The following is a 23,800-nucleotide window of genomic DNA, read 5'->3' as shown; positions in this document are numbered from 1 at the left end:
ATATTAGTATATCATGACCTACCCTTACTGTCAATACTTTTTCTCAAAAAATTTTATTTTTTTGAAAGTTTTTTTGAAAGCAACAAAGAAAAGCCTGTAATAAGGCTTTTCTATTAGTCTAGTTCTTTGTTAATGATGAGAAATTTTTCTTCCCCGTAGCCTCTTTTCATTAAACCCGCTCTAGCTATGTCTAGAAGATCTTTTGAAAAGGATTGGATCGCTTCTTTTTCTTCTTTACTTAGAATTTTCTTTGAATATTTCTTTCTAAGTTTTCGATAGTCCTGTTCTTCATTTTTAAAAAATGAAGAATCTTCTAAATAGTTTTCCAGTTTTTCTAATTCTACAAACAAGCCCAACTCAAAGGCAATCGGGGCAAAAGTGGTTTCTAACGGTTGCGTACAAACACTTCTAAATTCCACAGTCCCACGAGCAGTTAAATCTTGAAATTGGTAACTTCGATGTTGTTTTAGATCTTCTTTTACAGGCTTAATGATCTTCTCATTTCCATCAGCCGTATAGGCTGTAATTTCTTTTTGATCTAGATAGTCCTCGACTCGAATTGGTTTAAAATAATAAGATTTTCCCTCTCTAGTTACCGTAAAAATAGCCGTTCTAGCGAGATTATTAAAAAACTCTTCCTCGCTTTGGTAGTCTTTAGGATAAATCCCTACATTTTCCTTATAATAACCATGTAAGGATTCTTCCCAAAAAATATCTCTGGCAATTTTTGTATCCCAAGCTTCTGCTGAAAATTCTGAGTTAGAAAACAAATATGCTTTTGCTGCTTCAATTTTATTAAATGCATTAATGATGCGAATAAAATTATCGCGCCTTACATCCAATTGAACCTGGTTTCCGCATATAAATGCTCCGTACGAAGGATAGGAGTGTGTCTTCATCCCAGTGCCATTCATTGCAAGGAAAGCCATTAACATCTTGTATCGTTCGATTTTCACTGGGCTATTATCATTTTCTTGCCACAGAGGATGGATTCCGTGCCCTTGGATTTCGTGATTATTTTCTTTCAAAATCGGTTGAATAATCTTCAAATAGGCCTCAAAACGTTTGGCCACCTCATTTATAGAACGAGCTCTCTCAAATGCAAATTCAATTGTATTGTAACTCAACTCGAATAGAATACGATCTTTAGAAGAGCAGTGAACTAATTGAATTGGATTTTGATCGTCATCTATTTTTTCAACTTCAAAATCTGATAAGTTGGCTAAGGTTCGAAAAAGATTTTTCGTCACCTCTATATTTGTTTTGTTTCCATTTGTTTCTACAATCGGAAACTCTAATTCAACTCCGACAAAGAGTTCCGAATCCTCTTTCATATTACTAAGGTACTTCTCTTTTAGTAATTTAATTGCTTGTTGTTTTGTCATTGAATCCTTTTTCTTCTATTGGAGATATGGGTTCCATTATATCATTTTTTGCTATTCTCGACTACTCACGAAAACAAGACAAAACGCCTGCTTACGAAATTGTTTTAAATTAAAGCAATTTCGTAAACAAGCGTCTACCATTCATTCAATATGATGAGTGTTCCCGCTGGGGAAAATCCCCAGCGGTAGACCAGAGCTAGACTAAGAATAACAGTGTATTCCATCATCATAACACTCAACAAAATTGATGATATTATACCAATTCGATGATAGCCATTGGCGCAGCATCACCACGACGTGGTTCAGTTTTAAGGATACGAGTATATCCACCATTGCGCTCAGCATAACGAGGTGCTAATTCAGAGAACAATTTTTGAAGTGCAGTTGTTTCTGAGTATTTACCTGTTTCTTCATCAAAGTTTTGTGATGCAACTTCGTTACGTACGAATGCAGCAGCTTGACGACGTGCATGCAAATCACCACGTTTACCCAAAGTAATCATTTTTTCAACTGATTTACGGATTTCTTTCGCACGTGCTTCAGTTGTAACAATTGCTTCATTGATGATAAGATCTGTAGTCAAATCGCGAAGCATTGCTTTACGTTGTGAGCTAGTGCGTCCTAGTTTACGGTAAGCCATGTATTCCTCCTCTATTTATCGTTTTTTAACCCAAGGCCTAAGTCGGCAAGTTTGATTTTAACTTCTTCAAGACTCTTACGTCCCAAGTTACGAACTTTCATCATTTCTGCTTCTGATTTTTCAGTCAAATCGTAAACAGTATTAATGCCAGCACGTTTCAAACAGTTATATGAACGAACTGAAAGATCTAATTCTTCGATCGTACGTTCTAAAATGCGATCATCAGAAGTTGTATCCACTTCCTTCATAACATCTGTTGCAATAGCAATTTCAGTTAAGTTTGTGAATAGATTTAGGTGTTCTGTCAAAATACGAGCAGACAAACCTAAGGCATCTTCTGGAATGATTGTCCCATTTGTCAAAATTTCAAGGGTTAGCTTGTCAAAGCCATCGTTGCTACCAACGCGTGCTGGTTCAACTTGGTAATTGACTTTAGTCACTGGCGTATAGATTGAATCTACAGCAAGTGTTCCCACTGGTGCATCATCTTTTTTGTTTTGATCAGCTGGAACATAGCCACGTCCACTGTTTACAGTAAGCGTTGCTTTCAAAGATGCTCCTTCTCCGATTGTAAATAGATAATGATCAGGGTTTACAATTTCGATGTCACTATCAGTAAGAATGTCTCCGGCAGTTACTTCTGCAGGTCCTTCTACATCAAGTTCAATAATCTTTTCGTCTTGGACGTAAGATTTAACGGCGATTCCTTTAACGTTAAGAATAATTTGCATAACGTCTTCACGGACTCCTGGAACGGTATCAAATTCGTGGAGTACACCTTCAATGTTGATTGAAGTGACAGCTGCACCTGGAAGTGAAGCCAGAAGTACACGACGAAGTGAGTTTCCAAGTGTTGTACCATAGCCACGTTCAAGTGGTTCTACGACAAACACGCCATAATCTTTGTTTTCATCAATTTTTGTTATATTTGGTTTTTCAAACTCAATCATTTGCTATACTCCCTCTTAAACGAAAAGCTGTGTAATTGTTGATGATTATACACGGCGACGTTTTGGAGGACGAGCACCATTGTGTGGTACAGGAGTTACATCGCGGATTGCAGTTACTTCAAGACCAGCAGCAGCAAGTGCACGAATAGCAGACTCACGACCTGAACCGGGACCTTTAACAGTTACTTCAACAGATTTAAGTCCGTGTTCTTGAGCAGCTTTTGCAGCAGCTTCTGATGCCATTTGAGCAGCAAATGGTGTAGATTTACGAGAACCTTTAAATCCAAGTGCACCTGCAGATGACCAAGCGATTGCGTTACCATGCACATCAGTAATCATAACAATTGTGTTGTTAAATGTAGCGTGAATATGAGCAATACCAGATTCGATATTCTTTTTCACACGACGTTTACGTGTTGGTTTAGCCAAGATTTTTACCTCCTTATTTTATTTTATTTTTTCTTACCTGCAATCGCAACAGCTTTACCTTTACGAGTGCGAGCATTGTTTTTAGTGTTTTGTCCACGAACTGGAAGTCCACGACGGTGACGGATACCACGGTATGAACCGATTTCCATCAAGCGTTTGATGTTCAAGTTTACTTCACGACGAAGGTCACCTTCAACTTTGATTGCGTCAACTTCACGACGGATAGCATCTTCTTGATCTGGTGTAAGATCGCGAACACGAATATCTTCAGAAACGCCTGCAGCAGCAAGGATTTTCTTAGATGTTGGAAGTCCGATACCGTACACATAAGTCAATGAAATTACTACACGTTTGTCATTTGGAATGTCAACTCCAGCAATACGAGCCATGTTTTCTCCTTTCTATCTTATCCTTGACGTTGTTTGTGTTTTGGATTTGCTGGGCAAATTACCATAACACGACCATTACGACGAATTACTTTACAGTATTCGCAAATTGGTTTGACCGATGGTCTTACTTTCATTTTTATCCCTCCAAGTTTTTCGATTATTTAAAGCGGTATGTGATACGTCCACGTGTCAAATCGTACGGACTCATCTCCACTGTAACACGATCTCCCGCTAAAATACGAATATAGTTTTTACGAATTTTACCAGAAACTGTTGCTAAAATCTGATGTCCATTTTCAAGTTCAACCGTAAACATAGCATTCGGCATTGTATCGACTACTTTGCCTTCTACTTCAATCACATCGTCTTTTGCCACGCAAAAGTACCTCCATAAATTTCGATTCATTCCTCTGAGCACAGAGGTAACAATTATAAGTCAGACTAACTAATTGTAACACTAGTTGTCCAATATTGCAAGCATGAAAAACGCTTTTATTTCAAATTTGACAAGACTTTTTCAATGTCTGAAAATACATCATTGATATCTTGGTTCCCTTGGATGTCATGTACGAGTCCTTTTGAACGATAAAATTCAATGATTGGTTCACCTTGGGCAATATTAACATCCAAACGACGTTTTACTGTCTCAGGTTTATCATCTTCACGTTGGTAGTAATCTTCCTCTTTGTAATCAACTGGTGGATTGAATACTTTATGGAAAGTTTCTCCAGTTTGACGATGAATGATACGTCCGCTCAAACGCTCTAAAAGACTGTCTGGATTTACTTCGATGTTGATAACACCTTCAAGCTCAATACCAAGTTCAGCCAATGTTTTATCTAAAGCATGAGCTTGCTCAATGGTACGTGGATATCCGTCTAACAAGAAACCTGTTTCTTTAATATCATCTTGAGCAAGGCGTTCTTTTACAATTCCATTGGTTACTTCATCTGGTACCAACTCACCTTTATCAATGTATGATTTTGCAAGCACACCCATTTCAGTTTGGTTAGCCATCGCTGCGCGGAACATATCTCCAGTGGAGATATGCGCTACGTGAAATTCTTCAACGATTTTAGCTGCTTGAGTTCCTTTACCTGCTCCAGGCAACCCCATAATTAAAAGATTCATGATGAATTCTCCTTATTTTGTTTTTAAATGGAAGCAGGAGCGAATTCCTATTTCCATTTAAAAACAAAATAGAAGGCTGACAAAGTCAACCTTATTCTATTCTGTTGTTGTGTCCATAAATCCGACATACTTACGTTTTAATAAGTAGCCTTCTAATTGTTTCATTCCCTCAATACCTGTTGAAATAATGATTAACAAACTAGTTCCTCCAAGAGCCACTGCATCTGTCAAACCAAATAAATCTCGAGCCAGGATTGGAATGATGGTAATAAAGCCAAGGAATACTGATCCGACGCTTGCTAAACGACGTAGCAAACGAGACATAAACTCTTCTGTCCCCTTACCAGGGCGGACGCCTGGGATATAGGCACCACTCTTTTGAAGGTTTTCTGCCGTTTTTTCAGGATTGATCTGAACAAACGTGTAGAAGAAGGTGAAGAGAATGATCAATAAGGCATACATTGCCACACCAGTTGGTGTGTTTGTAGCCAACATGGCTTGAGCTGTTTTCACCCATCCTGCATTGTAACCCATAGCGCTAATCACTTGGAAAATTGCAGCAGGCGCTGCTGTAATCGAACTAGCGAAGATGACAGGAATAACTCCTGCTGGGTTTACTTTCAAAGGTAGGTAAGAACTTGATGGAGCTCCTTGTGCAATCTTTGTATATTGGATTGGAATCTTGTATTGTGCTTGCTCCACAAAGGTTGTAAAGTAAACAATAACCAAGACAGCAAGGATTAATACCCCAACAAAAATGAGGGAATTGGTCATTTGACCAGAACGAACATTCACAAATGCATTTTCATAGATTTCTTTAATCATCTCAGGAATTGATGACACAATCCCTGCAAAGATAATCATTGAAACACCATTACCGTACCCTTTATCTGTGATTTGTTCTCCAAGCCAAGTCACAATCATGGAACCGGTCGTCAGAATCGCACCGATTAATAGATAGGTCTTGGTATTTGGAGTTGCGACTAATTTCGCCTGAGACAAAGTGTGGAAGGTGGCTGTAATCCCGATGGATTGAACAAAGGCTAGAACCAAAGAAATATAGCGTGTTGCTTGGTTGAGCTTTCTTCGACCAACTTCCCCTTGTTTGCCCCATTCAACAAACTTAGGCAACAGATCCATTTGCAAAAGTTGCACGACGATCGAAGCTGTAATGTATGGGCTAACCCCTAATGCGAAAACTGAGAAGTTCCTCATGGCATTCCCAGAAACCAAACTGAGCATGTTCAAGAAGGACACATCTTGAAGGTTGTTCAGAATTTTCGCATTTACACCAGGCACTGTAATCGTGGTCCCAATGCGGAAAACAAGAATGATGAAGATCGTAAATAAAATCTTCGACCGTACTTGTTTCACCTTAAATGCATCTTTTAATAATTTAAAAAACATAGGTCACCTCACTTAGATGACTTCAACTGAACCACCTTTAGCAGTGATAGCTTCTTCAGCTGATTTAGAGAATTTAGCTGCTTTAACAGTCAACTTCTTAGTCAATTCTCCGTTACCAAGAATTTTGATACCTGATTTTTCAGCTTTTACAATTCCTGATTCTACAAGTACTACTGGAGTTACTTCAGCACCATCTTCAAAGGCGTTCAATTGATCAAGGTTCACAATAGCATATTCTTTAGCGTTGATGTTTGTAAATCCACGTTTTGGAAGACGACGGAACAATGGAGTTTGTCCACCTTCAAAACCAAGACGTACACCGCCACCGCTACGAGCTTTTTGACCTTTTTGACCACGGCCAGAAGTTTTACCATTACCAGATGAAGTACCACGACCAACACGGTTGCGGACTTTACGTGAACCTGTAGCAGGTTGTAATTCATGAAGTTTCATTATTTATTTTCTCCTCTTTTGTAAATTGCTAACGCATGTAATCAGGAAAAGGTGTCCTAACTACAAACTCGCCTATACTTATATTTAGTTTTAGGGGATGAGAATCTCTCATACCCCTGAAAACTTTGTTTCTATTTTAAATAGATTATTTTACTTCTTCAACTGTTACCAAGTGAGATACAGCAGTGATCATACCACGTACTGCTGGGTTATCTTCTTTAATAACAGAGCTGTTCAATTTGCCAAGTCCAAGTGCTACAACAGTTTTACGTTGTGACGGGATGCGTCCGATTGGAGACTTAGTCAAAGTAATTTTAATTTGAGCCATTTGAATCTCCTTTCTTAAGCCAAGTCAGAAACTGAAATACCACGAAGGGCAGCAACTTCATCAGCACGTTTCAATTGTGCCAAACCGTTAACAGTTGCACGAACGATGTTGATTGGAGTGTTTGATCCAAGTGATTTAGATGTAACATCTGCAATACCTGCCAATTCGACAACGGCACGAACTGCTCCACCTGCAGCAACCCCAGCCCCTTCGATAGCTGGTTTCAACAATACACGAGCTCCACCAAATACTGATGTTACTTCGTGTGGAATTGTTGTTCCAACCATAGGAACTTCGATCAAGTTTTTCTTAGCATCTTCAACAGCCTTACGGATTGCTTCTGGAACTTCTTGAGCTTTACCAGTACCAAATCCAACACGGCCATTACGGTCACCAACAACTACAAGAGCTGCAAAACGAAGACGACGTCCACCTTTAACAACTTTTGTTACACGGTTGATGGCAACTACGCGTTCTTCAAGTTCAACTGCATTATCTTTAAATGCCATTTTCTAGTGTCCTCCTATTAGAATTTCAATCCGTTTTCACGAGCTGCATCAGCCAAAGCTTTAACACGTCCGTGATATAGATATCCACCGCGGTCGAACACCACTTCAGAAATACCTTTAGCAACTGCACGTTCAGCAACAAGTTTGCCGACAACAACGGCTTGTTCAGTTTTAGTTCCTTTTGAAACTTCTTTGTCAAGAGTTGAAGCGCTTGCGAGCGTTACACCCGCTACGTCATCAATTACTTGAGCGTAGATGCCTGTATTAGAACGGAATACGTTCAAACGTGGGCGATCAGCAGTTCCAGAGAGTTTTCCGCGAACGCGACGGTGGCGTTTTTGACGGATTTTGTTTTTATCTGGTTTCGAAATCACAATTTTCACCTCTTAATTTTAAAATCATGTGCTAAGCACTGAGTTGGTAAGATGAAGGTTGGTTGAAAAACAACCAAACTACATTATTTACCTGTTTTACCTTCTTTGCGGCGAACGTATTCACCAACATAACGGATCCCTTTACCTTTGTATGGTTCAGGTGAACGAAGGCTACGTACATAAGCAGCTGTTTGACCAACTACTTCTTTTGAAATTCCGCTAACAACGATTGTTGTTGGGTTTGGAAGTTCAAAAGTAATTCCTTCTGGAGCTTCAACTTCGTCTGGGTGTGATTTACCAACAGCCAAAACAAGTTTTGATCCTTGAAGTTGTGCACGGTATCCAACCCCGCGCATTTCAAGTTCTTTCTTGAATCCTTCTGATACACCAGTAACCATGTTGTTCAAAAGGGCACGAGTTGTTCCGTGGATTGTTTTCATTTCTTTTGAATCGTTTGGACGGTGAAGTGTTACTTCAGTACCTTCCACACGGATTTCAATATCTTTTGAGAACTCACGAGTAAGTTCTCCTTTAGGTCCTTTTACAGTTACAACGTTGTCATTGTTAGTGATTTCAACACCAGCAGGCAACACGATAACTTTATTACCAATACGTGACATGTTTTTTATTCTCCTGTTAAATTGTCAGGCCTTTACGGGCCAGTTTTCACGGGGTTTAAATCTTTTTGATTTAAAAGTTAATGTTTAGGTCTCATTTTCTAAGTGAATCAAGGCATTGTCTCGCAGACATAACTTTGGGTTAGGCAAGAGACAATAACGAAGAGTCACAACGAAATTGGGAACTAAATATTACCAAACGTAAGCGATAACTTCCCCACCAACGTTCTTTTGGCGTGCTTCTTTATCAGTAAGCAAACCTTCAGAAGTTGAAAGGATAGCAATTCCAAGTCCGTTAAGAACTTTTGGAAGATCTTCACGTTTTTTGTAAACACGCAAACCTGGTTTAGATACACGTTTCAAGTTTGTGATAACTTTTTCACCGTTTTGTCCGTATTTCAAGAATACACGGATGATGCCTTGTTTGTCATCTTCGATGAATTCAACGTTTTTTACAAAACCTTCGCGTTTAAGGATTTCAGCAATCCCTTTTTTGATGTTTGATGCAGGTACTTCAAGTACTTCGTGTTTTGCTTGGTTAGCGTTACGAATACGTGTAAGGAAGTCTGCGATTGGGTCAGTCATAACCATTATAATTTCTCCTCTTACTAGTAGTTTGCAAGTTGCACTTGCTAGTTAATACATGATACAGAGAGCGTAACAGCGAGAGCAAAAATAGGCAATTTGATGCAGGAGCGATGCTCCAAAGAAAATTGGTCTTTTTTGCCAAAGCTGTAGCTCGTGTTCAAATTGGCAAGCCCAACTGAACCCGGGCTAAACTCTGTGTGAAAAAGATAAACTTTCCTAGAAACTAAAGTTTCTTCGTCAAGTTTCCTATTTTCACTTAGAGTTTTGACGCCCTAACTATCTTAAATTACCAAGATGCTTTTGTGACACCTGGGATTTGACCTTTGTATGCCAATTCACGGAAGCAAACACGGCAAAGTTTAAACTTGCGGTAAACTGAGTGTGGACGTCCACAACGTTCACAGCGAGTGTATGCTTGAGTAGAGAACTTCGCTGGGCGTTTGTTCTTAGCAATCATAGATTTTTTAGCCATTAGTTTTACCTCCTATATTATTTTGCAAACGGCATACCGAGGCCAGTAAGCAATGCACGTGATTCTTCGTCTGTGTTCGCTGTAGTTACGATTACGATATCCAAACCACGAGTTTTATCAACATCATCAAAGTTGATTTCTGGGAAGATCAATTGTTCTTTCACACCAAGTGTGTAGTTTCCGCGTCCATCAAATGATTTTGTTGGAACACCATGGAAGTCACGTACACGTGGAAGTGAAACTGTTACCAATTTATCCAAGAATTCGTACATACGTTCACCACGAAGGGTAACTTTTGCACCGATCGCAACACCTTCACGAAGACGGAAGCCGGCGATTGATTTTTTAGCCTTAGTGATCAATGGTTTTTGACCTGAGATCAAAGCAAGCTCTTCAGCAGCTTTTTCAAGGTTTTTAGCATTTGATACTGCATCACCGACACCCATGTTCAAAACGATTTTATCAACTTTTGGCACAGCCATAACTGATGAATAGTTGAACTGCTCAGTCAATGATGGTACTACTTCATTAAGGTATTTTTCTTTTAAACGATTAGCCATTATACTTCTCCTTTCCTTCGTGATTAGTCAAGCACTTCGCCTGATTTTTTGTTGTAGCGAACTTTTTTGCCGTCTACAAATTTGTAGCCAACACGTCCAGCAACACCGTTTTTGTCCAAAACTTGAACGTTAGAAGCATGGATTGGAGCTTCTTTTTCAACGATCGCACCTTGAGGGTTTTCGTTATTTGGACGTTGGTGTTTCTTAATGATGTTTACACCTTCTACAACAACTTTATTTACTTTTGGAAGAGCAGTAAGAACAACAGCTTCTACGCCTTTGTCTTTACCAGCAATAACGCGAACTTTGTCGCCTTTTTTTACAAACATTTTATTCTCCTTTTATTCTTACGCCCGATGGGCACCCTGGCTAAGCCAGGGGACTGTGTTTGTTTTTTTATTGATTAAAGTACTTCTGGAGCAAGTGATACGATCTTCATGAAACCACCGTCACGCAATTCACGTGCAACTGGGCCAAAGATACGAGTTCCGCGAGGAGTTTTGTCGTCACGGATGATCACTGCTGCATTTTCGTCGAACTTGATGTATGAACCATCTTTACGACGAGCACCTGATTTAGTACGAACGATAACAGCTTTTACAACGTCACCTTTCTTAACCGCACCACCAGGAGTAGCTTGTTTTACAGATGCAACGATTACATCACCGATGCTCGCGAATTTACGTTTTGAACCACCAAGAACTTTGATTGTCAAGATTTCGCGTGCGCCACTGTTGTCAGCGACTTTCAAACGAGTTTCTGTTTGAATCATTTACGTTTTCTCCTTTCAGGTATGATTAGATGATGACCGCTTTTTCAACGACTTCTACAAGACGGAAGCGTTTTGTAGCTGAAAGCGGACGAGTTTCCATGATACGAACGATATCGCCTTCTTTAGCAACATTGTTTTCATCATGAGCTTTGTATTTTTTAGAATAGTTGATACGTTTACCATAGACTGGGTGGTTACGTTTAGTTTCAACTACAACTGTGATTGTTTTGTCCATTTTGTCAGACACAACGCGTCCAACAAGAACTTTACGATTATTGCGTTCCATTGAAATTCTCCTTCCCTAGTCTATTATTTAGCTTCTGATTGAACAGTTTTGATACGAGCGATTTGTTTTTTCACTTCTTTCAAACGTCCAGTTTGTTCCAATTGACCAGCAGCTGCTTGGAAACGAAGTTCAAACAATTCTTTCTTCAATTCATTTTCACGCTTCGCGAGTTCTTCTTGAGAAAGACCACGAAGTTCTTTAACAAATTCTTTTACTTCTGTAAGTTTCATGACCTCTCCTTATTCTGCTTCACGTTTCACAAATTTAGTTTTAACTGGCAATTTGTGGCTAGCAAGACGAAGTGCTTCGCGCGCGATCTCTTCAGATACACCAGCGATTTCGAACATCACTTTACCACGTTTAACTGGTGCTACCCAACCTTCAGGAGCCCCTTTACCAGATCCCATACGTACCCCGATAGCTTTAGCGGTGTATGATTTGTGTGGGAAAATCTTAATCCAAACTTTACCACCACGTTTCATGTAACGAGTCATGGCGATACGAGCAGCTTCGATTTGACGGTTTGTGATCCAGTGGCTAGTTGTAGCTTGAAGACCGTATTCACCGAATGCTACTTCTTTTCCACCTTTTGCTTCACCGCGCATTTTACCACGGAATTCGCGACGGTGTTTTACACGTTTAGGTACTAACATTGGTTATTTACCTCCTTTAGCGTCTTTACGAGCTGGAAGAACTTCACCACGGTAGATCCATACTTTAACACCAAGTTTACCGTAAGTAGTGTCTGCTTCTTCCCAAGCGTAATCGATATCAGCGCGAAGTGTGTGAAGTGGAACAGTTCCTTCAGAGTATCCTTCTGCACGGGCGATATCTGCACCGTTCAAACGACCTGATACTTGAGTTTTGATTCCTTTAGCTCCAGCACGCATAGCACGTTGGATCGCTTGTTTTTGTGCACGACGGAAAGCAACACGTTGTTCCAATTGACGAGCAATTCCTTCACCAACAAGGTGAGCATCCAAGTCAGGACGTTTGATCTCAATGATGTTGATGTGTACTTGTTTACCAGTCAATTTGTTAAGAGCTGCACGAAGTGCATCAACGTTTGCTCCACCTTTACCGATAACCATACCTGGTTTAGCAGTGTGAAGTGAAACGTTAACTTTGTTTACTGCGCGTTCGATTTCAATAGTTGAAACGGCTGCGTCAGCCAATTCTTTTTGAATGAATTTACGGATTGCAAGATCTTCATGAAGGTAATCCGCGTATTCTTTTTCAGCATACCATTTGGCATCCCAATCACGGATGATACCAACACGCATACCAATTGGATGTACTTTTTGACCCACGAGTTTACCTCCTTATTTTTCTGCAACAGCTACTGTGATGTGAGCTGTACGTTTGTTGATTGGTGAAGCTGAACCTTTCGCACGTGGACGGAAACGTTTCATAGTTGGTCCTTCGTTTGCGAATGCTTCAGATACTACCAAGTTAGCTTTTTCCAAACCAAAGTTGTTTTCAGCGTTTGCTACTGCTGAGTTCAACACTTTAAGGATGATCCCTGCAGCTTTGTTTGGTGTGAATGTCAAAATAGCGATGGCATCGGCTACGCTTTTACCACGGATGTTGTCAAGAACAAGACGTGATTTACGAGGTGAAACACGCACTGTACGAGCCATTGCTTTAGCTGAAGTAATTTCTGCCATTTATGTTCTCCTTATTTTCTACGTGTCTTCTTGTCGTCTGCCGCGTGACCTTTGTAAGTACGAGTTGGTGCAAATTCACCAAGCTTGTGACCTACCATGTCTTCTTGGATGTAGACAGGTACATGTTTACGTCCATCATAAACTGCGATAGTGTATCCGATGAAACTTGGGAAGATCGTTGAACGACGTGACCAAGTTTTAATTACTTTTTTCTTTTCGTCGTTTGCTTGAGCTTCAACTTTTTTCATCAAATGCTCATCGACGAAAGGTCCTTTTTTAAGACTACGTCCCATTTTGTAATTTTCTCCTTTAAAATTTAGTACCACAGCGGCTTGCGCTGCTAAGCAGCGCTACCGAGCTGGCGGAAAGTGTAAGCTAGTTGCTTATGATTATTTTTGGTTGCGACGACGAACGATAAGTTTGTCAGATTTCGCTTTCTTGTTACGAGTTTTAAGACCAAGCGCAGGTTTACCCCAAGGAGTAGATGGCGCTTTACGTCCAACTGGTGCTTTACCTTCACCACCACCGTGTGGGTGATCATTCGGGTTCATTACAGAACCACGAACTGTAGGGCGAACACCTTTCCAGCGGTTACGTCCCGCTTTACCAAGGTTTACAAGTCCATGTTGTTCGTTTCCGACAACACCAACTGTAGCACGGCAAGTTCCAAGAATCATACGAACTTCGCCTGATTGAAGACGAACAAGTACATATTTACCTTCAGAACCCAACACTTGAGCAGAAGCTCCAGCAGCACGTACCAATTCTCCACCTTTACCAGGTTTCAATTCGATGTTGTGGATCAAAGTACCAACTGGGATGTTAGCAAGTGGAAGAGCGTTTCCGACTTTGATATCTGCTTCTGGTCCTGATACGATACGTTGACCTACTTCAAGACCTTTAGGGGCAATGATGTAAGCTTTCACACCGTCAGTGTAGTGTACAAGCGCGATGTTAGCTGAGCGGTTTGGATCGTATTCGATCGTTTTAACGACTGCTTCAACTCCATCTTTGTTACGTTTGAAATCGATCAAACGGTAATGACGTTTATGTCCACCACCTTGGTGACGAACAGTGATACGACCGTTGTTGTTACGACCTGCTTTGTTTTTAAGAGAAACAAGCAAAGTTTTCTCAGGTGTGTTTGTTGTGATTTCAGCGAAATCCAAAGAAGTCATATTACGGCGACCGTTTGTTGTTGGTTTATAAACACGAATTCCCACGATATTTCCTCCTTAGATTATTCAGCTTCAGTAGCAAACAACTCGATTGCTTTAGAATCAGCTGCAAGCGTGATGATAGCTTTTTTAGTTTTTGAAGTAAAACCAGTGTAACGTCCAACGCGTTTTGCTTTAGGTTTTACGTTTACAGTGTTCACATTCGCAACTTTTACACCTTCAAACGCAGCTTCAACAGCTTGTTTGATCAAAAGTTTGTGAGCGCGAGTGTCAACTTCGAATACATATTTGCCTGCTTCAAGTTGAGCCATTGACTTTTCAGTGATAACAGGTTTTTTGATAACATCATACAAATTCATTATGCAAGAACCTCCTCGATTTTAGAGATAGCTGCTTGAGTAACAAGAAGTTTGTCACTATTTGCGATGTCAAGAACACTTGCAGTTGTAGCAGTCGCAACTTTCACGTTTGGAAGGTTACGAGCTGAAAGAGCTGCGAATTCGTTTCCTTCTTCAAGAATAACAAGGACTTTAGAATCGATGCTCAAAGCTGCAAGAACTTTTGCAAATTCAGCAGTTTTTGGAGCTGTAAATTCAAGAGAATCAACGGCTACAAATTTGTTTTCAGCAACTTTTTCTGAGTAAACAGATTTAAGTGCAAGGCGACGAACTTTTTGAGGAAGTTTGTACGCATAGCTACGTGGAGTTGGTCCGAAGACGATTCCACCACCACGCCATTGTGGAGAGCGGATAGAACCTTGACGAGCACGTCCAGTTCCTTTTTGACGCCATGGTTTGCGTCCGCCACCTGAAACGGCTGAACGGTTTTTAACTGCGTGAGTTCCTTGACGAAGGCTAGCACGTTGGCTGATGATCACATCAAATACAACTGCTTGGTTTGGTTCGATACCAAAGATCGCATCGTTAAGAACAACTTCGCCCGCTTGTTTACCAGTTTGGTCGAATAATGTTACATTTGCCATTTTGACTGTATTCCCCTTTCCTTATTATTTACCAGCTTTAACTGCTGACTTGATAGTGATAAGAGATTTCTTAGCACCTGGTACGTTACCTTTGATAAGGATAACGTTCTTTTCTGGAACAACTTGTACAACTTCAAGGTTTTGAATCGTTACACGATCGCCACCCATGCGTCCTGCAAGGTTTTTACCTTTGAATACGCGGTTAGGTGCAACAGGTCCCATAGAACCTGGACGACGGTGGTAACGAGAACCGTGAGCCATAGGTCCACGTGATTGTCCGTGGCGTTTGATAACACCTTGGAAACCTTTACCTTTAGAAGTACCAGTTACATCAACAATGTCTCCAGCTTCGAAAGTGTCAACTGTGATTTCAGCACCAACTTCCAAGCCTTCAACGTTTTTGAATTCACGAATGAAGCGCTTAGGAGCCGTGTTAGCTTTTGCTACATGTCCTTTAGCAGGTTTGTTGCTCAATACTTCGCGTTTGTCATCGAAACCAACTTGGATAGCGTTGTAACCATCTGTTTCAACAGTTTTAACTTGAAGAACAACGTTTGGAGTTGCTTCGATAACTGTTACAGGGATCAATTCGCCAGCTTCAGTGAAGATTTGAGTCATTCCCACTTTTTTCCCTAAGATTCCTTTTGTCATGAGAAAATAGTTCCTTTTCTATAGTTTTTTATTCAAAAAGTTTTTAACGAGCGTTTTTTATGCTCTGGATCAAGCTTTAGATTAAAGTTTGATTTCTACGTTTACACCACTTGGAAGATCCAATTTCATCAAAGCGTCAACTGTTTTTTGAGTTGGGTTGATGATGTCGATCAAACGTTTGTGTGTACGCATTTCGAATTGTTCGCGAGAATCTTTGTATTTGTGAGTCGCACGAATGATTGTGTAGAGGCTACGCTCAGTTGGAAGTGGGATTGGACCCGCAACTTGTGCACCTGTACGAGTAGCTGATTCTACGATTTTTGCAGCCGCCGTGTCGAGTGTACGGTGTTCGTACGCTTTCAAACGGATGCGGATTTTTTTGTTTGCCATCTTTTTCTCCTTTTCGTCTATTTAAGATAATAGGCTAGCTCCACAAGAAAACCGACGCGCGTTGCGTGGCAATGCAACCGAGCGTGTCGCAACCTCTTGCATCAAAGCTAATAGCTGTTTTTCACAGCACCATAGTAGTTTAACACAAACAAAGGCCCAATGCAAGGGATTTGAGAAGATTTTTTTCGTTTTTTTGATGAAAGTGTTTTCGAAAGAAAAAGCGTGCTAAAAAAGTTGCTATTATATAGGAAAAAGGGAGCGAGACAGAACAAATTTATATCCAATTTGTTCATCGTCTCGCCCCCGCAAAGTTGATTAGGTTATCTTTGGAGCTTAACAAGCGAACAAAGATACCAATCAACCACTGCGTCTAGCAGTTATTCCTATTATTCTCAGATGGCTGTCGTCTTTTTTCTTCCTATTTATCTATTTCTAGAAATTCCGTCCTGATTTGTTATAGCCATATTTTTCGACGAAATGCTCACGGAATTCTAAGAGATTGTCATCCATAATGGCTTGACGGACCTGCTTCATGAGGTTGATCAAGAAGTACAGGTTGTGGTAGCTTGTCAAGCGAATGCCGAAGGTCTCATCTGCCTTGAGGAGGTGGCGAAGATAAGCTCGGGTGTAATTCTTACAGGTGTAGCAATCACATTCGGGATCCAGCGGTGTAAAGTCTTCTGCAAATTGCGCATTTTTCACCACCAGACGTCCTTGACTAGTCATACAGGTGCCATTTCGCGCAATTCGCGTCGGCAAGACACAGTCAAACATATCTACTCCACGAATAACGCCATCGATCAGACTGTCTGGAGCTCCTACTCCCATGAGATAGCGTGGCTTGTTCTCTGGTAAGAGCGGAGTTGTGAAATCTAGTACCGCATTCATCTCTTCATGGCTTTCCCCAACAGCTAAGCCGCCGATGGAATAGCCTGGGAAGTCCATGCTGACTAAATCTTGAGCAGACTGACGGCGCAAGTCTTCAAATCCAGCCCCTTGGACAATCCCGAAAAGACCTTGATCATGAGGGCGACGGTGAGCCTTCAGACCACGTTCTGCCCAACGACTGGTCCGTTCGATCGATTTTTTCACATAATCATAGGGTTGATAGAACTGAGGACATTCATCAAAGGACATCATGATGTCACTCCCTAGATTGTTTTGGATGGAGATGGCTTTTTCTGGAGAGAGGAACATCTTCGAGCCGTTGAGGTGGTTTTTAAAAGTTACCCCTTCTTCAGTAATATTGCGGGTATCCGCTAATGAATAGACCTGAAAGCCTCCACTATCTGTTAAAATGGGCTGGTCCCAGTTCATGAACTGGTGCAGTCCTCCTGCTTTTGCGACCAAGTCGTCCCCGGGACGAAGCCAGAGATGGTAGGTGTTGGCCAAGATAATGCCGGAACCCATTTCCTTGAGTTCTTCTGGCGATTGGGTCTTAACGGTTGCCTGAGTCCCTACAGGCATAAACATTGGGGTTGGGAAGGTCCCGTGAGGGGTGATAATTTCTCCCAGACGAGCACCTGTATGCTTTTCTTTTTTGATTAATCGATATTGAATCGGTGAATCTGTCATGGTTACCTCCGTACTGGGAAAAACAGTCCCAGCCTTCTTATTCCTGTCACAGTTTTCCTGTGATCACCTGTACGATTGTACCAAATTTTACCGGCTCTGTCACGGACTTATGTTATAATAAAAAGTACTACTATGAAGAGAGTGTCATCCATGAACCTTAAACTGATTCGCCTCCGGGCACGTACCATGCAAGTCCAGCAACCGGGCTTAGCTATCCTTTTTGCCTTGCCGGTCCTGTTGACCATTCTTGCTAACTTTCTATTAAGTGGGCAAGATCTGATCGATCTACTACCGGATATGACCTTGCAGCAAGCAGGTATCTACATGATCCAGCGGCAGCTCTTTCCTTCTGTCGTCTCCTTTGTCATCTCCATTTTAGTGGTCGGTGCAACTTTTAGCTATTTAGATACGATTAATCCCAAGATCGAACACCGAACACGCGTGTTAGATATCTTTAAACAAGATCGCTTTACCTCTGTATTTGCCACCTTGATCTTGAAGCAAGTCGTCCTCTTTTTATGGGGACTCATCCTCTATGTAGGGAGCCTCATCAGCACCTACGCCAGCATTCGATTTTTGGCGATTTACGACAAGGTGAGCAACCCTAGCACTCTGAGTGCTTCCAGTCCTGAATTCCAATCTCTCATGCAACAAATGCCTCTGATGACTACCGGTGTCGTGCTGGGCCTACTCGGCCTACTCTTTTACCTGCCACAATACTACAGTCTCAGCTTGGTCGAATTGATCCTCTATGAGCAATTACGAGACGGCGACTACAAGGGAGCCTTTGGAGTGCTTCGCCAAAGTCGTGAAACCATGAAAGGGTTCCGCAGCAATCGCTTGGTGCTCGATCTAACCTTGATTGGTTGGTACTTCTTGAATTACTTCACGCGCGATGTCATCGGCTTCTATACCATGCCTTACTTTATCAACTGCCAAATTGCATTTTATGATCAAATCAAGCAGATTAAACAAGGGCCGCGCCATTTCACAGGCCATCCAAGCCATGAAACTGAATAAGAGTAAGAAGAAAACCCCAGTTTCCTGCTGGGGTTTTCTTCTATAGCCCTACTGTTAATTTCTTGTCATTTATAAACCGTATAGGGAGTCTCCTCAGATCAGTCGGGTGTGTTCCCGTTTGATACAGCGGTTCATGACAATATCTTCTCGTCCAGCTCCACGAAGGATTTCTTCGGCTTCTTGATTTTCCAGCTCCAACTGTGCCCAGAAAATTTTCGCATCCGTCTCAATAAAATCACGTGCCACATCTGGTAAAAACTCACTGCGACGGTATACATCGACGATATCTACTGGGAAAGGGATCTCCTGCAAGCTAGCGTACACCGTTTCTCCAAGGATCTGGCCACCAGCTGCACGGGGGTTGACAGGAATAATCCGGTAGCCCCGCTCTTGCATCTCCTTGCTGACACGATGACTGGTCGTATCTTCACGGTCAGATAATCCAACTACAGCGATGATCTTGCTGGTTTCTAGGTAATGTTTGATAATGCCATCACTAGGATTGCGAAATGAATAAGCCATAAGAATCTCCTTTTGTATGCGTTTCCTTTCTTTAAATAGTATAACAATACGGAGGGCATTGCAAGTGTTTGTCGTTAAAAGCGGTAGGAAACTGAAAAGTTTCCTACCGCTTTCTGTTTTGAACAAACTTAATCTTATTTGGCTTCATACCATGTTTTGCCTTCGTTCTCATCAGCTTCCAGTGGTACTGCAAGTTCAATAGCGGATTCCATGGTCTCTTTGACGAGTTCTTTGATCGCTGCCAGTTCATCACTTGGTACTTGCAGAACGATTTCATCGTGCACCTGAAGAAGCATCTTGGTCTTGTATGCTCCTGCTTCTAGCGCTTGGTCCAAGTGGATCATGGCAATTTTCAAGATATCTGCTGCAGATCCTTGGATTGGTGAGTTGATAGCCGTCCGCTCCGCAAAGCCTCGAACATTGAAGTTGCGAGAATTGATATCTGGAATCTCCCGACGACGCTTGAAGAGGGTCTCCACATAGCCTTTATCACGCGCTTCCCGTACCACTCTCTCCATATAGTCCTTGATGCCAGGGTAGCGTTCGAAGTAGGTCTCAATATAAGCCTTGGCTTCTTTTCGACTGATCCCTAGGTTGTTAGACAGTCCAAAGTCGGAAATTCCATAAACCACACCGAAGTTTACTGCTTTTGCATTGCGACGGTCGTTCGGCGTCACATCTTCAGGTTTTGCAATATTGAAAACGCGCATAGCAGTCGATGTATGGATATCTGCCCCATGTTTAAAGGCGTCAATCAAATGCTCATCTCCCGAAATATGGGCCAAGACGCGCAGTTCGATTTGTGAATAGTCCGAACTCAGCAAGACACTGTTTTCCTCTTCTGGGACAAAGGCCTTACGAATAAGACGACCTTGTTCCAAACGGACAGGAATGTTTTGCAGGTTGGGATCCACACTGGACAAACGGCCTGTCTGCGTCAAATCCTGTACATAGCGGGTATGGATCTTCCCATCTTCCAAAATCCAATCTTGAAGACCGATGACATAGGTCGACTGGATCTTAGCAATTTGGCGGTATTCAAGAATCTTAGACACAATCGGTGCAATTGGAGCCAGGCGTTCCAAGACATCAACGGCTGTTGAATAGCCGGTTTTTGTCTTCTTAGTATATTCAAGAGGGAGTCCCAATTTTTCAAAGAGAATGACCCCCAATTGTTTTGGAGAATTGATATTAAACTCTTCTCCTGCAAGCTCGTAGATTTCTTGAGTCAAGCGCTCCAAGACCACTTCGTTTTCCACCTGCATATCCTCTAGGGTCTGGCGCTCTACCTTGATCCCCGCGATTTCCATCTTGGCCAAAATAGCTGCTAGTGGTTGCTCCATATCATAGAGCAAATCTAGCTGGTCATGGGCTTGCAACTGTTCCACCATGGGCTCTTCGGTATCCAGTAAAACAGCGACTTTCCGTGCCAAATGCTCTAATAGGACCGCCTTTTCTGGGATAGCTTTTTTGGCTCCCTTGCCATAAACGACTTCGTCCAGCGGTAGCGCAATCTGACTATAGAGACTCGCAATGGTTGAAATTTCATTGTCCTCTACGGTCGACAAGAGATACTTGGCCAATCGACTGTCAAACGCGGGATTTTGAAGGGTAATGCCCAAGTGGCTAAGCAAGACCTTGGCCCGCTTGAAGTCATAGACCTTGAGGGGCGTTTTTTCGAGAAATTCTTTGAAAATCGGTGTTTGTAAAAGACCAGTATCTGTACTCGCGTAGAGCTGACCTTTGGTCCCCCATGCGAAACCGATGATGGGTTCCGTATGGTAATTGTCCCCAAAAATCTCAAAATGGAAGAAACTATCTTCCGTGAGCATATCTGAAGTGACTTGCTCGACTTCTGTATAGTCAATAGCTACAGGAGCTGCTTCTTCTCCACTGAGATCCAAGGCCTGACGGAGTTGCTTGAAGCCCATCTCCTCATAAAACTTGGCGAGATTTTCTAGATGAGGACCCGAATAAGTGATATCGTCCAGGCCAATTTCAATAGGCGCATTGGTATCGATGGTTGCGAGAGTCTTAGACAGATAGGCCTGCTCCTTGTCGTTGATGAGGTTTTCCTTCATCTTAGAAGCCTTCATCTCGTCGATATGCTCATAAATACCATCGAGAGACCCGTACTCTAGGAGTAGTTTGATCCCGGTCTTTTCTCCGATTTTGGTGACACCTGGGATATTATCCGACTTATCTCCCATCAAGGCCTTGAGGTCGATAAATTGCTCTGGTGTCAGTCCCATCTTTTCTTTCAGATAGGCTGGAGTGAATTCTTCAAACTCTGCCACCCCTTTTTTGGAGATTTCAACCACCGTATTGTCATCCGTCAGCTGGATCAAATCCTTGTCCCCAGAGACAATGGTGACTTCAAAGGGTACTGAGGTAGCTTCTGCCATCTTATCAAGCGTTCCAATAATATCATCCGCTTCATACTGGGCTAGCTCATAATGGCGGATTCCCAGATGGTCTAATTGCTCACGAATGAAAGGAAACTGCTCGCGGAACTCATCTGGAGTTTTTGCACGGCCCCCTTTGTAGTCGGCATACATCTCCGTCCGAAAAGTCGTCTTTCCTGCATCAAAAGCAACGAGGACATGGGTCGGTTGGATGCGCTCTAAGAGATGGCTCAACATGAGATTAAAGCCATAGACCGCATTGGTATGCAGACCATTGGCATTTTTGAAGCGATCGATTTGATTATAGAGTGCGAAAAAGGCACGAAAAGCGACGGATGACCCGTCGATGAGTAGTAATTTATTCTTTTTTTCCATAGGCCTATTATACCACGAATCACAAGGTCTCTGGTACATAAAAACTCTACCCTTTCGGGTAGAGCCTTCTTTAGGAGTTTCTTATGAAAAATGAAGAGAAGTGTTTATTCGCCGTAACAAGAACCTTGTTGTGGCAATTTCTTAAAGCGTTTTGGATAATTAACTGAGATTTTCATTTTCTGTACCTCATTTCTTATTGGATGAGTACAGTATACAAGAGAAACCTAAACGATTCCTTATAGAAAGCTTCAAGAAAACTAAAAGCTGAGGCGCAAAACACGCGGTTGTTTTTTGCTACAAGCTGGTAACTGAAGATGAAGCCCTGTCTCATCTTGGCTCCAAGAAAGAAGCTGACTTTCTCCAAGGGGTTCCACCTTTTGAATGCGCGCATGAAGAATTTTCGGTTGCTTGAGGTCATAGGCGAGAGACGGCAAGGTCAACTCTTCCGTCCTTCCACTTGGTTCCAGCTGGATAGCATAAAGAAAGCCATCACGCATGGTATAGCGGAAATCTTGGCTGGTATAGAGTGGCGCTTCCCCATCTGAGAAGGAACCTTCCTGGGCCTCGGTTGGTCCGTCCGATGACACCCGCCAAGGCCGACTCTGATAAATGGCTTCTCCATTTACCGCCAGCCAGTCCCCGATCTCTGTGAGGATGTCTTGGTCTTGCTCAGGGATCGTGCCATCTGCCTTGGGTCCAATATTGAGCAGAAGATTGCCATTTTTGGCCACAACATCAACTAAATTTTGTAGCAATTCCTTACTGGTCTTGTAGGCTAGATCCTGAGTATAACACCAAGAATTACGGGCGATCGCGGTATCCATTTGCCACGGAAAGGCTTGCGTCTCTCCGTAGCCTCCCCGCTCCATCTCAACGATTCCTGAACCGAAAGGGAGGGCATCCTGTTTGTAACAAACAGCCACCTTGCGATCCTCTTGTGCTGCTAGATTGTAATAATAAGCCAAAAAGCGCATCAAGTAGGGACGGAAACTCTCATGCTGGATCCACCAGTCAAAATAAAGGAGCTCTGGCTGGTAGTCCCGCACCAGTTCACAGGTTCGCAACAGCCAGTCTTCCAAGAATTCTTTGCTTGGATAAGGCTGGGAAGTCAGATCAAAATGATCCTTGGGCTCTGGCTCCGCTGGCCAATAAAGGCTGTCTCTTGGGACTTCCTGCGAAATGTCACTGACGAATTCCTTGCCATGTGAAAAGAAAAACTGGTGTTCTGCCCGGTGAGAAGACGTACAGAAGTGCAGGCCACGTTTTTCTGCTTCCTCCCTCAGCTCTCCTAAGACATCTCGTCTCGGCCCCATTTCTAAGCTATTATAAGGCGAGAGAGTAGAGGCATACATCTGAAAACCATCGTGGTGCTCCGCAACTGGAAAAAGATACTGGGCTCCCGCTTTTTGAAAGAGATCCAGCCAAGATGCCGGATCAAATCGATCGGCTGTAAAAAGAGGAATGAGAGCCTTGTAGCCAAAGCTGGCCTGGTCTCCAAAATGCTCTCGATGATAGTCATAGCAAGGATTCCCTTGGATATACATATTTCGCGAATACCATTCTGAACCAAAGGCAGGTACACTGTAGACGCCCCAGTGGATAAACATTCCAAATTTGGCATCTCGATACCAATCTGGACAGACTTGATGGCTAAGAGAGTCCCAGGTTGGTTCAAAAGGACCTGACTGGACAACTTGATCAATTTCTTCAAGGCTTATCATTCTCTTCTCCTCTTTTCTTGTTAC

35 protein-coding genes are annotated in these 23,800 nt (G+C 42.1%); 1 reads left to right on the top strand and 34 read right to left on the bottom strand.

The window, feature by feature from the left end; all coding sequences use genetic code 11:
* Positions 1-113: 113 nt before the first annotated feature.
* From HMPREF2704_RS05595 to tgt, 31 genes are all read right to left on the bottom strand, one after another.
* Complete coding sequence (locus HMPREF2704_RS05595) at positions 114-1,385, bottom strand: glutamate-cysteine ligase family protein (RefSeq protein WP_070845931.1); 1,272 nt, start codon at positions 1,383-1,385, stop codon at positions 114-116.
* 253 nt (positions 1,386-1,638) lie between these two features.
* Positions 1,639-2,025 (bottom strand): 50S ribosomal protein L17, encoded by a 387-nt coding sequence (rplQ, locus tag HMPREF2704_RS05590; RefSeq protein WP_003002399.1) that lies wholly within the window; start codon positions 2,023-2,025, stop codon positions 1,639-1,641.
* An 11-nt stretch (positions 2,026-2,036) separates the two neighbouring features.
* Positions 2,037-2,975, bottom strand: a complete 939-nt coding sequence (locus tag HMPREF2704_RS05585) for a DNA-directed RNA polymerase subunit alpha (RefSeq protein ID WP_003009635.1) — start codon at positions 2,973-2,975, stop codon at positions 2,037-2,039.
* A gap of 45 nt (positions 2,976-3,020) precedes the next feature.
* The gene (rpsK, locus tag HMPREF2704_RS05580) at positions 3,021-3,404 is read right to left on the bottom strand and encodes a 30S ribosomal protein S11 (protein WP_003002390.1); all 384 of its coding nucleotides are present in this window, start codon (positions 3,402-3,404) and stop codon (positions 3,021-3,023) included.
* A gap of 23 nt (positions 3,405-3,427) precedes the next feature.
* Complete coding sequence (gene rpsM / locus HMPREF2704_RS05575) at positions 3,428-3,793, bottom strand: 30S ribosomal protein S13 (protein WP_003009631.1); 366 nt, start codon at positions 3,791-3,793, stop codon at positions 3,428-3,430.
* A 17-nt stretch (positions 3,794-3,810) separates the two neighbouring features.
* Positions 3,811-3,927, bottom strand: a complete 117-nt coding sequence (rpmJ, locus tag HMPREF2704_RS10825) for a 50S ribosomal protein L36 (protein WP_001808836.1) — start codon at positions 3,925-3,927, stop codon at positions 3,811-3,813.
* Positions 3,928-3,950: 23 nt separating this feature from the next.
* Entirely contained in the window at positions 3,951-4,169 is a 219-nt protein-coding gene (infA, locus tag HMPREF2704_RS05570) for a translation initiation factor IF-1 (protein WP_001029883.1), read from the bottom strand.
* 116 nt (positions 4,170-4,285) lie between these two features.
* Complete coding sequence (locus HMPREF2704_RS05565; RefSeq protein WP_021154254.1) at positions 4,286-4,924, bottom strand: adenylate kinase; 639 nt, start codon at positions 4,922-4,924, stop codon at positions 4,286-4,288.
* A gap of 96 nt (positions 4,925-5,020) precedes the next feature.
* Positions 5,021-6,331 (bottom strand): preprotein translocase subunit SecY, encoded by a 1,311-nt coding sequence (secY, locus tag HMPREF2704_RS05560; RefSeq protein ID WP_023920186.1) that lies wholly within the window; start codon positions 6,329-6,331, stop codon positions 5,021-5,023.
* 12 nt (positions 6,332-6,343) lie between these two features.
* Complete coding sequence (gene rplO, locus HMPREF2704_RS05555; protein ID WP_003002405.1) at positions 6,344-6,784, bottom strand: 50S ribosomal protein L15; 441 nt, start codon at positions 6,782-6,784, stop codon at positions 6,344-6,346.
* A gap of 145 nt (positions 6,785-6,929) precedes the next feature.
* Positions 6,930-7,112 carry a 50S ribosomal protein L30 gene (gene rpmD / locus HMPREF2704_RS05550; RefSeq protein WP_002894509.1) on the bottom strand — a complete coding sequence of 61 codons (183 nt, stop codon included), beginning with the start codon at positions 7,110-7,112 and terminating at the stop codon, positions 6,930-6,932.
* 14 nt (positions 7,113-7,126) lie between these two features.
* Entirely contained in the window at positions 7,127-7,621 is a 495-nt protein-coding gene (rpsE, locus tag HMPREF2704_RS05545; RefSeq protein WP_003009617.1) for a 30S ribosomal protein S5, read from the bottom strand.
* 17 nt (positions 7,622-7,638) lie between these two features.
* The gene (gene rplR, locus HMPREF2704_RS05540) at positions 7,639-7,995 is read right to left on the bottom strand and encodes a 50S ribosomal protein L18 (protein WP_003010871.1); all 357 of its coding nucleotides are present in this window, start codon (positions 7,993-7,995) and stop codon (positions 7,639-7,641) included.
* Positions 7,996-8,078: 83 nt separating this feature from the next.
* Complete coding sequence (rplF, locus tag HMPREF2704_RS05535; RefSeq protein ID WP_003009612.1) at positions 8,079-8,615, bottom strand: 50S ribosomal protein L6; 537 nt, start codon at positions 8,613-8,615, stop codon at positions 8,079-8,081.
* 189 nt (positions 8,616-8,804) lie between these two features.
* A complete protein-coding gene (gene rpsH, locus HMPREF2704_RS05530) occupies positions 8,805-9,203 on the bottom strand; it encodes a 30S ribosomal protein S8 (RefSeq protein WP_003010897.1) in 399 nt (132 codons plus the stop codon).
* A gap of 283 nt (positions 9,204-9,486) precedes the next feature.
* Positions 9,487-9,672: a type Z 30S ribosomal protein S14 gene (locus tag HMPREF2704_RS05525; protein WP_001085699.1), complete on the bottom strand. Its 186-nt coding sequence runs from the start codon at positions 9,670-9,672 to the stop codon at positions 9,487-9,489.
* Positions 9,673-9,689: 17 nt separating this feature from the next.
* Positions 9,690-10,232 carry a 50S ribosomal protein L5 gene (gene rplE, locus HMPREF2704_RS05520; protein ID WP_003009606.1) on the bottom strand — a complete coding sequence of 181 codons (543 nt, stop codon included), beginning with the start codon at positions 10,230-10,232 and terminating at the stop codon, positions 9,690-9,692.
* A 23-nt stretch (positions 10,233-10,255) separates the two neighbouring features.
* A complete protein-coding gene (gene rplX / locus HMPREF2704_RS05515; RefSeq protein ID WP_003002315.1) occupies positions 10,256-10,561 on the bottom strand; it encodes a 50S ribosomal protein L24 in 306 nt (101 codons plus the stop codon).
* Between the two features lie 74 nt (positions 10,562-10,635).
* Positions 10,636-11,004, bottom strand: a complete 369-nt coding sequence (rplN, locus tag HMPREF2704_RS05510) for a 50S ribosomal protein L14 (protein ID WP_003002384.1) — start codon at positions 11,002-11,004, stop codon at positions 10,636-10,638.
* A 25-nt stretch (positions 11,005-11,029) separates the two neighbouring features.
* Entirely contained in the window at positions 11,030-11,290 is a 261-nt protein-coding gene (gene rpsQ, locus HMPREF2704_RS05505; protein WP_003009600.1) for a 30S ribosomal protein S17, read from the bottom strand.
* Between the two features lie 23 nt (positions 11,291-11,313).
* Positions 11,314-11,520: a 50S ribosomal protein L29 gene (rpmC, locus tag HMPREF2704_RS05500; RefSeq protein ID WP_003002350.1), complete on the bottom strand. Its 207-nt coding sequence runs from the start codon at positions 11,518-11,520 to the stop codon at positions 11,314-11,316.
* Between the two features lie 9 nt (positions 11,521-11,529).
* Positions 11,530-11,943 (bottom strand): 50S ribosomal protein L16, encoded by a 414-nt coding sequence (gene rplP / locus HMPREF2704_RS05495; RefSeq protein WP_000960947.1) that lies wholly within the window; start codon positions 11,941-11,943, stop codon positions 11,530-11,532.
* A 3-nt stretch (positions 11,944-11,946) separates the two neighbouring features.
* Positions 11,947-12,600 (bottom strand): 30S ribosomal protein S3, encoded by a 654-nt coding sequence (rpsC, locus tag HMPREF2704_RS05490; protein ID WP_003002336.1) that lies wholly within the window; start codon positions 12,598-12,600, stop codon positions 11,947-11,949.
* A gap of 12 nt (positions 12,601-12,612) precedes the next feature.
* Positions 12,613-12,957: a 50S ribosomal protein L22 gene (gene rplV, locus HMPREF2704_RS05485; protein ID WP_000818139.1), complete on the bottom strand. Its 345-nt coding sequence runs from the start codon at positions 12,955-12,957 to the stop codon at positions 12,613-12,615.
* An 11-nt stretch (positions 12,958-12,968) separates the two neighbouring features.
* On the bottom strand, positions 12,969-13,250 hold the full coding sequence (rpsS, locus tag HMPREF2704_RS05480; RefSeq protein ID WP_000533766.1) for a 30S ribosomal protein S19: 282 nt from the start codon (positions 13,248-13,250) through the stop codon (positions 12,969-12,971).
* 96 nt (positions 13,251-13,346) lie between these two features.
* On the bottom strand, positions 13,347-14,180 hold the full coding sequence (gene rplB / locus HMPREF2704_RS05475) for a 50S ribosomal protein L2 (protein ID WP_000512900.1): 834 nt from the start codon (positions 14,178-14,180) through the stop codon (positions 13,347-13,349).
* 17 nt (positions 14,181-14,197) lie between these two features.
* Complete coding sequence (locus HMPREF2704_RS05470) at positions 14,198-14,494, bottom strand: 50S ribosomal protein L23 (protein ID WP_003009593.1); 297 nt, start codon at positions 14,492-14,494, stop codon at positions 14,198-14,200.
* The gene (rplD, locus tag HMPREF2704_RS05465; RefSeq protein WP_003009591.1) at positions 14,494-15,117 is read right to left on the bottom strand and encodes a 50S ribosomal protein L4; all 624 of its coding nucleotides are present in this window, start codon (positions 15,115-15,117) and stop codon (positions 14,494-14,496) included. Before rplD ends, HMPREF2704_RS05470 begins: the two co-directional genes overlap by 1 nt.
* 24 nt (positions 15,118-15,141) lie before the next feature.
* Positions 15,142-15,768 (bottom strand): 50S ribosomal protein L3, encoded by a 627-nt coding sequence (gene rplC / locus HMPREF2704_RS05460; RefSeq protein WP_003010846.1) that lies wholly within the window; start codon positions 15,766-15,768, stop codon positions 15,142-15,144.
* Between the two features lie 81 nt (positions 15,769-15,849).
* Positions 15,850-16,158 (bottom strand): 30S ribosomal protein S10, encoded by a 309-nt coding sequence (gene rpsJ / locus HMPREF2704_RS05455; protein ID WP_003009585.1) that lies wholly within the window; start codon positions 16,156-16,158, stop codon positions 15,850-15,852.
* 432 nt (positions 16,159-16,590) lie between these two features.
* Complete coding sequence (gene tgt / locus HMPREF2704_RS05450) at positions 16,591-17,733, bottom strand: tRNA guanosine(34) transglycosylase Tgt (RefSeq protein WP_003010858.1); 1,143 nt, start codon at positions 17,731-17,733, stop codon at positions 16,591-16,593.
* A gap of 150 nt (positions 17,734-17,883) precedes the next feature.
* Between tgt and HMPREF2704_RS05445 the strand changes: the two genes are divergently transcribed.
* Entirely contained in the window at positions 17,884-18,753 is an 870-nt protein-coding gene (locus HMPREF2704_RS05445) for a DUF975 family protein (RefSeq protein WP_041826175.1), read from the top strand.
* 93 nt (positions 18,754-18,846) lie between these two features.
* Here HMPREF2704_RS05445 and HMPREF2704_RS05440 read toward each other — a convergent pair whose 3' ends face one another.
* The 3 genes from HMPREF2704_RS05440 to HMPREF2704_RS05430 all read right to left on the bottom strand — a co-directional run bounded on the left by HMPREF2704_RS05440 (position 18,847) and on the right by HMPREF2704_RS05430 (position 23,776).
* Positions 18,847-19,275, bottom strand: a complete 429-nt coding sequence (locus HMPREF2704_RS05440) for a CoA-binding protein (RefSeq protein WP_003017033.1) — start codon at positions 19,273-19,275, stop codon at positions 18,847-18,849.
* Between the two features lie 134 nt (positions 19,276-19,409).
* A complete protein-coding gene (gene polA / locus HMPREF2704_RS05435; protein ID WP_070845929.1) occupies positions 19,410-22,055 on the bottom strand; it encodes a DNA polymerase I in 2,646 nt (881 codons plus the stop codon).
* A 257-nt stretch (positions 22,056-22,312) separates the two neighbouring features.
* Positions 22,313-23,776, bottom strand: a complete 1,464-nt coding sequence (locus HMPREF2704_RS05430) for an alpha-L-fucosidase (protein WP_070845927.1) — start codon at positions 23,774-23,776, stop codon at positions 22,313-22,315.
* Between the last annotated feature and the right edge of the window lie 24 nt (positions 23,777-23,800).

Origin of the sequence: Streptococcus sp. HMSC076C09, assembly GCF_001837905.1 — a bacterium.
In the GTDB taxonomy this organism is placed as follows: domain Bacteria; phylum Bacillota; class Bacilli; order Lactobacillales; family Streptococcaceae; genus Streptococcus; species Streptococcus parasanguinis_I.
Note: the sequence above shows the minus strand (reverse complement) of the source record. Positions and strands in the feature narration are given on the sequence as shown.